We start from the raw sequence: 14,646 nt of genomic DNA, 5'->3' as shown, positions 1-14,646 counted from the left end.
GGATGTTAACCTCTCATGTTGCGCAGTCTTTTTCTCATGTCCGCTCTTTTTTGGCCTGTTTCCACACTCGATACTTTTACCGTATGCTCCTGCAGGTAATCCGATATCTTTTCAATCGACGTATATTTGAACAGATCCATCATCGGGATGTCCTGGAAGAATTCCTGCTGGATCATCCCTTGCATCTGTACGATCAATAAAGAGTTCCCGCCAATATCAAAAAAGTTATCCTGAATGCCGGCAACAGGGATGCCCAGCAGTTTTGTCCACATCCCGGACAGCTTCTTGTCCACTTCGTTTCGGATTCCCGCTGCATCCATGCTGCCCGCAGTTTCTCCGGCAATAAGGGCCTCCATGGACCTCCAGTCCATTTTTCCGTTTGGCGTGAACAAGAATTGGTCCACATGAAAAAATTGGGCGGGAATCATATATTCCGGAAGCCTTTGCCTTACAGCCTCCTTTAACTGGTTCTGCGGAACCGGCGGGCCGCCGGTATAAAGGCAGATAATTTTGTTGGTTTCCCCATCCTTCACAGTCGTTACAGCGATCTGCTGCAGATTCGTCAGCTCTTGTAAGGCCTGCTCAATTTCTCCTAACTCAATACGGTATCCCCTTACTTTGACCAATTGGTCTCTTCTCCCGGCGAACTCCACATTCCCTTCCGGCAAATATCTTCCCAAATCGCCCGTCCTGTAATAGATCTGCCCATTGTTCTGCGGGATAAAGGCCATTTTCGTCTTTTGTTCATCGCTATAATATCCTTGGGTCACATTGTTCCCGGCGATATAAATTTCCCCGGTGACTCCCTGCGGACAAACGTTGCCATACTGATCCAGGATGATTAGCTGATTGTTGGCAATCGGCCTGCCGATAAGCATGACCGGATGCGACTCATCGATCTCCGCACCCAGTTTATAGCTGGAGATCCATATTGTTGCCTCCGTCGGGCCATACATATTGCGAATCTCCGCTTGCGGAAAGGTCGCGCGCAGGCTTTGGGCCAGTGAAGTACTCCATGCCTCCCCGCCAAGCATTAAGTGCCTGATCTGCTGTAATACCGGCGATTGGCGGTACCGGCCCTGATTGTTCCCGATAAATGTCATAAGCTGAACCATCAGGCTGGGAACAGAATGCCAGATGGTGATCCCCTTGGCTTCCATATAAGCCAGCAGGCTTTCGGTATCCCTCAAATGTTCCTTAGCTGCAATGCATAACCGGGCGCCGCTTAACAACGCAGCGAATATCTCGAACACCGAAATATCGAAGCTGATTGAGGTTACCAGCAGAAGTGCATCCCTGGGCTGAAGTTGCAATTCTCCAATGCTCCATTCAACGAAGTTCAAGACGTTGGAATGGGTAACCAATACGCCTTTGGGCTTGCCGGTAGAGCCTGAGGTGTACATGATATACATCCAGTCCGCTCCTTGGCTTCCGGTAGACGGATTCACCCTGGACAGCGCTTCCTCATAATCCGTTAAGTACATCTGGCTTACAGGCGTCTGTTCCTTGACCGGACTCAGATTGATGACCGTAATCCCTCCATCATGCGCGAATGCTGCCACGTTCTGGAGATAGCGGTTTTCTGTCAGCAGCAATCTGGCGCCGCTGTGCGCAAGAATATAAGCGAGCCTGTCTTCAGGATAACCCGGATCAAGCGGTACATAGGCTCCGCCCGCCTTCAGAACCGCCAATATACCGATGACGGTCCAGCAGCTCCTGTCTACAAAAATCCCGACCGGGGTATTTCGCTGAACCCCGTTATCGATCAGCATCCAGGCAAGCTGATTGGCCTGCTCGTTCACTTCCCGGAAGGTCATTTGCCCTTCCTCATCAACTAAAGCGATGGCTTCCGGATTTTTTTGCACCTGCGCTTCAAAACGTCTGTGAACCGTCTGGTCGTCCTCCAGCTCCACCTGCTCCCCTTGAAAACGGCTTAACAGCTCGGTTTCTTCCTGATGTCTCAACAAGGTAACCTCTTGGAGGAGGCATTCCGGCTTGTCTACAACCTGTCCGATGATATTCAGGAAGTATCCTGCAAACCGGGAGATGGTGCCTTCTGTATACATATCAGAATTGTACTCGAACGAAATCTCAATTTGCTGATCGGTTTCTTGGGCCAGGCAGCTTAATTCAAACGGGCTGATTCCTTCATTTTCCAAATATAATTTATCATAAAACTGGAAGAGAACATTGTAAATGGGATTTCTGGACAAATCCCGTTCCGGATTTACTTTTTCCACCAATAAATCAAACGGATATTGGGCTTTATCAATAGCCGACCATACCTTGTGCTTCACGGTATCCTGTAATTCCATGAATGTGGTAATTCCCTGAAACTGAACGCGGATGCACAGGGTATTAATGAATATGCCCGCGACTCTCTCCCATTTCTGTTCATTCCTTCCTGAGGTAGGCACGCCAATAATAATATCCTGCTCCTGCGACAGGTTGTGCAATAACAGAAAATACGCGCTCAAGAGAAAGTTGTTGGCTGTAATCTGCTGAGTTTCAAGATGCGCCTTCAGCTTTCTGTACAGCTCGCCGCAAATTGTGAATTTGTGGAAGCTGCCTCTATATGTCTGAACGGCAGGCGCTTTGTGGTCTGAAGGCAAGTTCAAAACCGGCAAGGGCTTGGAAAGCTCCTTCAGCCAGAATTGTTCATGCTCCACAAAGGCTTCGCTCTCCTCCCATGCTTGTTGTTCTAGAATCCAATCAAAGTAATCGTACCTCATCTCCGGCAGTCTGGGCGGCTGCCGATGCAGGAAGGATTGGTATAGGCTAAACAATTCTCTGTAGTAAATATCAATGCTCCAGCCGTCTGTGAGGATGTGGTGGAAATTGATGTAGAGGCAAGCCCGCTCAGCGCTGATGGTGTACAGATAGATTCTATAAGGCGGCATTTCGAGATTGAACGGTTTCATTTTTTGCTGGTGTATATTCATCCTCACGAATAACTCCGGATCATTTTGCCCGGCGGCATCGATAAATTGAACGGCCGGCACATACGCCGGCAGCACCTCCTGCACCGGGTTTCCGTCCTTCAATACATATTTCGTGCGCATCATGAGATGTCTGCCGGCCAGGAAGGCAGCCGCCTGCTGCAGCAGTTCCCCGTCTATGTCCATGTCAAAGAAGCGGATAAAGGGCAAATTGTACGCCACCAGGTCGGGATTCATTTTTTGCAAAAACCAAATACGCCTTTGCGCATGTGACAAAGGCATACTTGTTTGGGCGGGTTCCACTTCCTGCTTGGTCACCGCCCCGGCTTCAGTTCTGGTACTCAGCTTTTGCTCCACCAGATTCCCCAAGGATGATACCGTCAGATGGGTGAATATATCCTGAATGGTCATGGCTACACGGTACTGCTCATTGATCCGGTTCGCCATTTTGATGCCCATGATGGACGTGCCGCCAAGCTCATAGAAATTATCTTGAATATCGATGCTTGGCATCTGGAACAGGTTGCCCCAGATCTGGGCCAATTGCCGCTCGATCTCCGTATAGGCATCATCTGCCCTTCCGGTTAGCCGGACATCGATTTCAGCTTCAGGAAACTTGATCTGCGCTCTAATCGCAGGAGCCAGTTCAACCGGCAAAGGACGGTTCCAGAACAGGTCATTATTGAACTGGATGCTGCCGACCACAATGTTATTTATTTTTTTGCCTAGAATCTGATCAAAGGCATGGAGCGCGTGGCGGGGCAAAATCGAGCGAAAGGCAACATCCAGGTTCCCGCCTGTATTCTTCGCCATACCGGTGTCCATCCATGTCGTCCAGTTGATGGAAATCAGCCGGGTATGTTCGGTTGGCATACCGGAAAACGCGTCCAGATAGCTGTTCCCCGCCACATAATCTCCTAAATATATGCCCCCCACTACAGAAGCTATGGATGAAAACAACAGAAGAAAATCGGGCGGGTTCTCACGGGTTAACTGATGCAGATAATGGGTTCCTTTAATTTTGGCAGCAATGGAGGCGGCAAACGATGGCCCGTCCTTCTCAACCAGCAAACCGCTGCCTGGAAGGCCTGCTGCGTGAATGATTCCGTCTATTTTCCCAAGCTGGCTTGTGATCCTGCTGATTACTGGCGCTAATTCATCCAGCCTGGCAACGTCCGCACTGTATGTATATAGTTGTGAGCCGTTGCGCTCCAGATGCTTCAGGCTGCGGATCAGCGCCACTCTTCCGTCCGGCTCCTGGGCCGATTGGATCAGCTCTTCCCAGGTTTCGCGCGCTGGCAGCCCGGAACGGCTGATTAATACAAGCTTCACTTGGTGCTGCAGGGCAATATGCTGTGCCAGCTGCAAGCCAATTCCGCCCGTTCCCCCGGTGATGACATATACCCCTTGCTCCTTAAAGCCTGCCGCAGAAGGGCCGAAAGCGTCCAGCTCAACAGGTGTTAATTGCGGGTAATATTTCCTTCCTTCCCGAATCGCAATTTGGTAGTAGTCTGATTGTCTAAATACTTCTTCGGCGAGTTCACGGACCGGTGTCGATTCATCGCAATCAATGCATCTGCAGCGGAGTCCGCTGTATTCCTCGCGAATGACTTTCCCCATCCCGTAAAGCGATGCGAAGTATGGATAAATCTTCTCGTCTGAGGGGATAACCCTTTGACCGTTCTTCCCGGCCAGGATAACCTCTGTCAGGTTCATTTCCTGCATGACCCATGCCTTCGTCAGACACAGCAGCGGGTATAATGTATGGGTCAATTGCTCCTCAACATCGCGGCTGTCCCCGATATCACAGTCATCCATTCCGGTTGCCCAAAGTATTTTGCTTATCTTCACGGAGCCTATATCGGTTATCAATTGGCAGAAGTCTGCTTCCGTGCCGCTCACACTGTATAATGCCGGACTCTCCCTGTGGTAAGCTCCGGCAAGCCGGGCATGAATGACATGGGGGGTGTGCCGGGAGATTTCATCTGCCAGCGCCCAGCCCCAGTCTGCCGGATCGGTGAACACCAGGACTGCCTCTTCGCTCGTAGGCAGCGGGTGAGGGGGTTCTGTGTTAACGGGCAACCATTGAATATTGTGGTAGAGCCGGGACTGCGGCGCTTCTTCATCCGGGTTAGACGTCTCATGCATATTAGGCTGTTTCCGGGCTGCAAAACCGGATTTGGCAGCTGCGGCCGGCCATAGCCTGATCTTTTCAAAGGGATAACCGGGCAAATTCAGCTTCTGCCGCTTTTGCGGGTATAGAGCTGCCCAATCGACGGATAACCCGCAGATATACCGCTTAGCCAGCTGGTTAATCTCGAACTCATCTGCAGCAGCTAAGACATCTTCCGGCTGGACATTTCCGCTTATATAGATTCCATCTTCGCCGGATACGCCGGTTCGGGTTACATCCGCATTTGCCAACTGCTTCATTAACTCGTCTCTGGTGGCAAAAACGAACGCAGCCCTGCTGTCAGCTTGAACTCTGCCGGTATTGGCCGTATAGCAAAGATCTTCGAGATCAATGGAATCATGGGCTTGCAAAAAGGCATAATACGCCTGGATTAATCGGCCTAGGCCCGCTGTTGATCCGGCGGACATGGTTAAAAAATGGACCGGAGGCGAACCTTCCGCTTCTTGACGCTTCATCTCCGGGGCTTCCTCCACCACTACGTGGCAGTTCGTACCGCTGAAGCCGAAGGAATTGATGCCGGCCCGCAGCGGCGTATCTTTTCGCTCCCAGTCTTTCACCTCCGTATTTATATAGATGGCAGAGTGCTCGGCATCAATAAACGGATTCGGGGACTCATAGTTCAAGGACGCAGGGATTTTTTTATGTTGCAACGACAATATGACTTTGAGCAATGATGCTAAGCCTGAGGCAGCCACTGTATGTCCAATATTGGTTTTGACCGAACCAATGCCGCAAATATGAGGGGTATCCGTGTATTTTTTAAATGCATCGTTTATCGCCTGCAATTCGATGGAATCCCCAAGCAGTGTACCTGTACCGTGGGCTTCCACATATGAAATCGAGAGCGGATCGATCTTGGCTTTCTCCCAGGTGCGGATGAACAGCCCTGTCTCAGCCTCCGGATTTGGAGCGGTTAAGCCATTGGAGGCCCCGTCGGCGTTAACTCCGCTAGCCTTAATGACGGCATAGACGGGGTCCCGGTCCTTCAACGCCTTCTCTAACGGCTTAATAAGCAGGGCTGTGATTCCTTCGCTCCAAATCGTCCCGTCGGCATTCTTGTCGAACGCCTTCACCTTTCCCTGGGAGGACTCCAGATCATCTAATTTCCCTGCGGCTTGCGGAATAACCATCAGGTTGACACCGCCAACCAGTGCCGTTTCGCATTCTTTGTTCGCCAAGGCCAGGCAGGCCTGGTGCAATGCGACCAGCCCGGAGGAGCAAGCTGTGTTTACCACAAGGGCGGGTCCCCGGAGGTCCAGAAAATAGGAAAGCCGGTTGGCTAACAGACCTACCAAAGAACCCGTCAACGAAGAAATATCCTCATGTTCGAGCAGAGCGCGATAGTGGGACTGGTAAGCCGTTTCCATCCCTACAAATATGCCTGTGTTCGAATGCTTCAGTTGATCTCCGCCATACCCTGCGTCTTCCATCGCGTGGTATGCCGTCTCCAGAAACAGTCTTTGATAGGGCTCCATCGCCATGGCTTCCTTCTCGCTGATCCGAAAAAACGGATGGTCAAAGCGGGCGATCTGCTCCAAGTAGCCTGCTTGATGATTGGACTGTGCAAGCATCTCCTCCAATTCCGGGATAAACGGGGAGAGGTCCTGCAGGCGTTCCTCCGGAAACGCTCCGATGCTGTTGATCTTCCCCAGCAAATTCCCCCAAAACTGCCGGGGGGTATTGGCTCCGGGAACACGGCAGGCGATCCCGATGACGGCAATATCCTGCCGCTTCACCTCTGAGGAGCGGTTGACCTTTTCCAGAATGGCTACAGCCATTTCCTGATTCAGGTTTCCTGATTTTAACAACTGTAAAATATGATCATTGATCTCTTTACGGTTAATCATCATCATCCCCCAACCCGTTGGTATCCAGATACTGCAATATATTCTCTATCGACACTTTCCCCTCGACAAACCCGGACAGCTTATCGCTGAGCTCCATTCGCTGGGAGTCTCCCGGGTCTGCTTCCTGCGGGGATGCGTTGTGGCTTTGTTTCTGCTCCAGGTATTCCGCCATTTGGGCGATGGAGGGGTACGCAAACAAGGTCGCTATGTTGACACAACCCGGATAGACGTCGTCCATTTCTTTGACTAGGCTTGTAGCCAGAATGGAGTTTCCGCCTGTTTCCTGAAAAGGCAGATACACATTGACCTCTGCGACTCCCAGCACCCTTTGCCACATCGCTGCCAGCGAGGTTTCATACGAATTGTAGCTGTGATTATTTCTGCCTTTTAAGACAGGCATGATGGGCGGCACACTTGCACTTGCAGTTGCTCTTGCTTCCGGAAGGAACGCTCCGGTTCCCCGGGAGATTATCTGCGGCGGGACAACAAAAGGCAACGAATGGTTTCCGCTCCGGAAATGGCGCTCATTGATTTGACCGACAATAATCCGTGAGAGCTTCCGCTGCAACACAGCATCCAGGATGCTGATCCCCTGCTCCTCTGTCAACCCCAGAAAAGGGGAGAGTCCCTCCTGAATATCATATTTCAGGGTCATGCCGACTTCTTTCCATGCAGGCCAATTGATGGTAACACTCCTGCGGTTATTCGCTTGCCTGTAGTCGCTGAACACATCCAAATACGCATTGGCAGCCGTGTAATCCGCCTGTCCCATCCCCCCCAGCAGGCTTGTGACCGAAGAAAACAGCACAAAATAGTCCAGGTTATCCTGGGCCGTATACTGATCCAATAACCAGGTACCCGTTACTTTGGCATCAAGCACCCGCTTAATCTCCGGCTTCTCTTTATTAATCAGCAGCCCTTCCCCGGCAATGCCCGCGCAATGGAATAGACCATGAATCTGTCCATATTTGGTGCGGATGGCTTGCAATACACCTTGCAGTTCATCGGGTTCGGAAATGTCTGCGGTATACAAATCCACCTCAGACCCGTTAGCTTCGATCTGGCGAATCCTTTCGATTTGGCTTGGGCCGGGCGGCGATGTTCCCCTGTTCAACAGACAGACATGAACCCGCTGCTTCCCGGATAGATAATGGGCAACCGCCAGGCCAATACCGCCGAGTCCTCCGGTTACCACATAGACGCCGTTTTCTTGCAGGGACACGCCGCCCGCTTCGGCAGCTCCCAGCAACCGCTCTTCGAGATGTTCGATATAGCGGGTGTTGTCCCGATAGGCCACTTGGAAATCCGCTGAACCGGAGCATATCTCTTCCCAGACAGCCGCTGAAGCTGTAGCATTGTCGATATCGATGCAGCGGCATTTAAATTGCGGGTATTCCTGAGGAATCACTTTAGCTAACCCGAACATGACGGCATGATGCGGGCTCAGCACCGGTTCATGCCGGTTCACCCTAAACGTATGATCGGCAACGAAGAACAGGTTCAGTTCTTGATGATACTGTCCGTTCAGCAGCTCGGTTACCAAATGATAGAGGTTATATACACCCCTGTTCTCCGCAGCATGAAGGTCCTCTATCCCGGCAATCTTTTCGTCGGCAAGGCTCAGGCAGTGAATGATATTCCGGACCCTTCTATTTGAAAGCTCTTTCAGCAAAAGAGAATACTCTTCGCCCGAACCGATGCTGTACCGATTAGCAGCTAATTGGTGGTAATGGGTTCCCGGAGTGACCTCAATGAGTTCAATCTCCTGCTTGCGCAATTCGCTGAGCAGCTCCTTGCTCTTGGTTCCGGTTCCCCCTATAAACAGCCAGGCACCTTCGTTCGGCTTGCTCCCTGCGGATTCTTCTCTATGATCCGGCAGCCATTGCAATTGATAGTGTTTCACTGAAGGGTTCAACAGCTTCCGGCTGCTGTCGCCAATCCAATGGCGGACAGCTTCATAGGAATAGACCGGCAGCTCGGTCAGCCGGTAAGGCTTGCCCTGATATAGACGATCCCAGTTGATATCCGCTCCATCCGTGTACAATCGCGCAATTTTGTGCAAATGATCCACAGCGAACAACGTCTCTTCAATGCTCCATTCCTCCATTAAGCTCTCTGCCAGCCTGTTTAATTTGAGCTTATCTTCCTCAAGCAGTCCTTCTTCGTCATCACCATTCCGGTCATAACTGATCCTGCTGGCCTTGTAATAGATTCTCTGATCGTGATCCGCCGCTTCCGGGAGACCCGCCTCTTGCAGATATTTGAACTTGGCGCGCAGCTCATTGCCGGTCCGGAACAGGATGACGACCCGATGCTCATAATGTCCCCGGCTGATGTTAGCGGTGAAGCAAAGATTTCGCAAATCCAGCGTGACTGATCCGTTGATCTGAAGAATGTAGCGCTTGATTAATGCGCTCAAGGATGCTGCCGTCTTTGCCGACAGCGCCAGAATATACCAGTCCTGCTTCTCTTCCTGCGGACCGGGGAAGGTTGGAGGTTCCTCCAGCAGGATATGGCAATTCGTTCCGCTAAACCCAAATGAACTGATGCCGCATCTGCGGGGAGCGGCCGAGCCGTTCCAATCCTGAAGCCTGTCGTTAACATAAATAGGAGAATCGGCAAATTCTATAAATGGATTCGGATTTTTGAACTGTAGAACCGGAGGCAATTGCTTATGCTTAAACGCCAGAATCATTTTGATGACCGACGCCATCCCTGAGGCCCCGACCAAATGTCCGATATTGGCTTTCACGGTGCCTGCGGCACAGAATTGCTTTTTATTCGTAAACCGCCTGAAAGCATTGGTAATTCCCTTTATTTCAATAGGGTCCCCCAATTGGGTTCCGGTTGCGTGGGCCTCGATATAAGAGATCGTTTCGGGATCAATATTGGCCGCTTTCCAGGCGGCTACCAGTACTTTCTCCTGCGCTTCGGCATTCGGTGCAGTTATACCGTTGGATGCTCCGTTGTTGTTCATCTCCGAACCCTTGATTACAGCATGAATCACATGGTTGTCCTGCACCGCTTCATTCATCCGCTTCAGGATGATCGTCCCTGCCCCCTCGCCCCACATGGTCCCGTTAGCCTCAGCATCAAAAGGACGGATCATTTCGTCAACAGAGTCTATCAGAGAGTTATGCTGGGTAGGAAGATACGCCAGAGATACGCCCGCCACAATGGCGATATCAATCTGTCCTTGCTTCAGGGCCTGCGTCGCCAGACATATTGCGGTCAGACTGGAAGAACATGCTGTATCCACAACCAGGCAAGGGCCATTCAAATTAAGATAGTAGGCGATTCTGCTGGCCAGAATGCCAGTCGAGCCTGAAGTCACTTTCAAGGGGTCCAGGATATCCACCCTGTTGTTATACTCATTCCGTCCTGTGGTATCCTTTCCGACATACACGCCGGTTCGGGTACCCGACAGGATTCGGCCGCCCAGGCCGCTGTGTTCGGCAGCCTGATACACATTCTCCAGCAGCAGCCGCTGCTCGGGGTCCATCAATTCTCCTTCTCTGGGAGAAATGTGGAAGAAGGCGGAATCAAACCGGTCAATCTCCTCCAGATACCCCCCCTGACAATACGCATTGTCCCCAGGGCTGATCTGATGTGCAGCCAGGTAACTGTCGGTATCCTTTCTTCTTGACTCAGGAAATGGCCGGATCGCGTTGACTCCCGACGTAAGATTCCGCCAGAATTGTTCGGCATCATCTGCCATCGGGAATTTGCAGGCGTATCCAATGATGGCATATTCGTCACTCCCGGCGGGGTGAAGGCGCTGACCGGATGAATTTTCAGTCCATTCTGCCAACAGCCTCTTTGCCTCTTCTTTGGAATATTTGCTCCCCTTGAACCCTTCCAGAATACTATCCAGATTAAGCGCAGCAGGCTGGCCTGTCTGTCGGCTGTCCAGATACCCGGCCATTTCATGGATGGTCGGGTATCTGTAAATATCCGTCACGTCAAGCGTGCCGGGATGCCGCTCATTCCAGCGCTTGTGCAGATGCGCAGCATGAATCGAGTCCCCGCCCAGCTGATGAAAAGAATCGAACACGCTGATCGAGGCGAGTCCAAGAATATCACCCCATACCTGGGCCAATTCCCGGTGTGTGGCTGTATAACCTTCCGGCTCCTTCACTGTGACTCGGGTCTGCCGGATCGGCTGCTCCTCACGGTGTGTCTTCGTGAACAGTGTCTGCTTGATCTCATCCGCCAACCGGAAAGGCCATACGTTCTCCAATTCAAGCAGCTTGTTCCGAACGTTGAGCTTGCCGACGATGGTCCGGAACATCCGGCGGCGGATAACCAGATCCAGTGCCTGCAATGCCTGATGGGTGGACAGGAACTCAAAGAAATGCTTGTCCTCCTGCAAGGAAAGATGGGATGCGGTCGCTTCCCAGGTGGACCAGTTTATGGCCATCACGTTTGGCCCCTGCAGCTTGATGGTTTCCGCCAAGCCATCCATAAAAGCATTGCCCGCCGTGTAGGCCAGCGAACCTCTTCCGCCAGTAATGCTGACGGCCGAAGAAAACAACAGGGTAAACCCGGTATTGAACGGCTCTGTAAGCTGGTGTACCAGCCAGCTTCCATAGGTTTTCGCCGCATGTCTTTGTTCAAATTCCTGCTCACTCATGCCAAAATCCTCGATGTCCCCTACCCCAACTCCGGCACAATGGAATACACCGTTTATTCTCCCGTGATGCTCCCGGATCAGCTGGACGGTCCGCCGGAGCTGGGTTTCGTCGCAAATATCTACACAATGGTAATCAAGCGTGAAGCCCAGAGCTTCAATAGCCAGAATGCCATTGATTTTTTTCAGCAGCTGTTTATCTTCATTTTCCATAATGACCGATGGCCAGGATGCTCTGTCAGGAATAGCCGTTCTTCCGAGGACGATCAGCTTCACTCTGTTCTTTTGGCTTAGATATTTGCAGACCTCAATTCCCAGCAGCCCCAAGCCGCCGGTAATCAGGAAAGTGTCTCCCGCTTCTATGCCTGCGGCTTCACTGGCTTCTTCCGCCATATCCGCCCTCTTGATGACTTCAACGTATCGGCGGCCATGGCGCAGCGCTACCGAATAGTCGGCAGAAGGCACTTCCAGCTCTGCTAGAAGTGAATCCATATCGGCAGGCTCATGGCTGATGTCGATATGCCGAACATGAAAGGAACGGTTTTCCTGCAGGATTGATTTCCCTATTCCATAGAGCGTATGGGCGAATGGGTCGGAAACCGTATCCATGGGTTGCAGGACATGGGCATTTTGTGTAATCAAGGCCATGTCCAGATTCTTATTGAGGCTATTGGCAGCCTGCAGGGCTTTCACCAGGTACAGCAGATTCATCACTGTCTGATTGAAGCTATCCTTGAATTCCTCCAGAGAATCCGGGAGTCCGTCCCGGGAAGGCGCTGCATACAGAATTTGCTCCAGGGCCGAAATATCCAGCTCCCCGCAGAGTGCGGAGAAATCCTCAGCTGAATTGGATACATAATAATGCGTGCCGGTTATTTTTTGATAGGGTCTGCCGATTTCTACAAGGATGCAACGCTTTCCCCGTATTTTCCTGAAAAGCTGCGGCTCCCATAGGGCTGTATCCGTCTCATGCACAATCAGCAGGACCGTATCACGGGCAGCTCCCGTATTTGCGGTCTGCCTGTGCTCTTCTACCCATTCAGCCTTATAATACAGTTCATCCTGGAATACCTCTTCCCGCTTGGCTTTAGCCGGCCAATATTTCGTCCGTTCCAGAACATTGCCGGGCATAGCCAGTTTTCTGCCGTCAGGATAGAGCATACGCCAAATAATGCTGGCGCCCTTGAGGTAGAAGCGGGCAACCTGCTCCCAGAGCATTTCATTGCCTGCTTTCTTTTGCAGCAGCTCCTTAATCACTTCGTTTGCGGTTTTATCCAGTGCGATTTTTTCGCCTTCCCTGATCTCCCAAGCTTCTATCCATGATTTCGTATCCGATACCACTTCATGGGTTTGGCAGCTGATTCCGGGATGATCGTTCCACCGGGAAAGATCCCGTGTCTCCTTAATAATCTTCAGTTTGGCCAGCAAATCTTCATAGCTGCTGAACATGATAGCCACCCGGCTAGTGAAATGATTGCGGAACCGGCTTGCGGTGCAGCACAGATCGGCCAGATTAATGCTGCGGTTCGTGAGCAAGAAATGCTGCATGCTCTGCGCAGCCTCTAACAGCTTCTGGCCGCTTCTGGCGGATAAAGTCAGCAGGAATACGTTATTCTCCGCCTTTGTTTCATATACAGGCACCGGCGGCTCTTCAAGCAGAACGTGGCAATTCGTACCGCTGAATCCGAACGAGTTAATCCCGATCCGGATCGGGTGGTTCCGCTTCTCCAGCCTGCTCCGCTGATCGTTGATGAATACGGCCGAATCTGCCAGATTGATATACGGACTAGGCGCCTGAAAATGCAGCGAGGCCGGAATTTCCCCATGCTGCAGCATCAATACGGCTTTTATCAGGGAGATGATCCCGGAAGCCCCGACCAAATGGCCGATATTGGTTTTTACCGAACCCACACCGCAGAACTGCTTCTTGGGGGTGAACGCTTGAAAAGCATTGATGATCGAATTCAATTCGATCGAATCTCCCAAGACGGTTCCCGTCCCGTGAGTCTCGATATAACGGATCGTTTCGGGGTTGACTTGCGCTTGCTTCCATACCTTTTTCAACAGTTCTTCCTGCGCTTCCCCATTCGGTGCGGTGATGCCTTTGGAAAGGCCGTCGTTGTTGATTCCGCTGCCTTTGATGACCGCGTAAATCACATCCTTATCTGCGACCGCCTTGGACAGCGGCTTCAAAAGCAACCCGCCGCAGCCTTCTCCCCAAACCGTGCCCTCTGCATCTTTGTCAAAAGCCCGGATCATTTCTTCAGCGGATTCGACTTGATCCAGGGAACCGTCTTCCTTGACGGGGGGAAAATAAAAAAGGCCGCTAATGCCGCCTACAAATGCCATGTCACATTCATTTCTGCGCAAAGAATCACAAGCAAAATGAAGTCCTACCAACCCGGAGGAGCAAGAGGTATCAAAAACAACGCTCGGCCCCTTCAGGTTGTATACATAGGAGATTCTGCTGGCCAAGATACCCGGCCAGCCCCCCGTTAAACGAAAGATATCGGGTGCGGCATAGTTGCGGTACTCAATCCCTGTTACGTGGTCCCGCCCGATAAAAACCCCGGTTCTGGAGCCGAGAATATCCTGCGTTTCATAGCCTGCATTGACTAACGTGTCATAAGCAACTTCAAGCATGATCCGCTGGTATGGCTCCATCGATAAGGCTTCCTTAGGCGAAATGCGGAACATCTCTGCATCAAAAAAACTGATCTCGTCTAAATATCCGCCTTTTTTGAAGCGCCCGCCTGTCACATGCCCGCCGGGTCCCAAGGCCTGTCCATCCTGAAACCGCTCTTCAGGAAAGGTATCTAGACAATCTCTGCCGGAATAGAGATTCTCCCAGAACTGCTCTACCTTATCTGCCTTTGGAAACCTCCCGGAGATTCCGATAACCGCAATCTCCTCGCTCCTATGCTCATTTCCGTTTTGCAGGTATGTGATGTACTCCGTCGCTTCCTTGGCAGTCAGCTTCTTGGATGCAACAAGCTCGTAGATGTACTTTTTCAATTTGTCCATCATTTAACACCA

Annotated in this window: 2 protein-coding genes; both read right to left on the bottom strand. The window is 51.5% G+C overall.

All coding sequences use genetic code 11. The annotated features are described in order from the left end of the window. Positions 1–5: 5 nt before the first annotated feature. A complete protein-coding gene (locus PGRAT_RS07765; RefSeq protein ID WP_025707130.1) occupies positions 6–6,980 on the bottom strand; it encodes a non-ribosomal peptide synthetase in 6,975 nt (2,324 codons plus the stop codon). Beyond that, positions 6,973–14,637: an SDR family NAD(P)-dependent oxidoreductase gene (locus PGRAT_RS07760; RefSeq protein ID WP_244884052.1), complete on the bottom strand. Its 7,665-nt coding sequence runs from the start codon at positions 14,635–14,637 to the stop codon at positions 6,973–6,975. Before PGRAT_RS07760 ends, PGRAT_RS07765 begins: the two co-directional genes overlap by 8 nt. Positions 14,638–14,646: the final 9 nt, after the last annotated feature.

The sequence above is a fragment of the Paenibacillus graminis genome (genome assembly GCF_000758705.1).
GTDB lineage: Bacteria > Bacillota > Bacilli > Paenibacillales > Paenibacillaceae > Paenibacillus_AQ > Paenibacillus_AQ graminis.
Note: the sequence above shows the minus strand (reverse complement) of the source record. Positions and strands in the feature narration are given on the sequence as shown.

Coding starts and splice junctions, on each gene's coding strand:
- PGRAT_RS07760 (WP_244884052.1), bottom strand. CDS start 14,637: ATGATGGACAAATTGAAAAAGTACATCTACGAGCTTGTTGCATCCAAG.
- PGRAT_RS07765 (WP_025707130.1), bottom strand. CDS start 6,980: ATGATTAACCGTAAAGAGATCAATGATCATATTTTACAGTTGTTAAAA.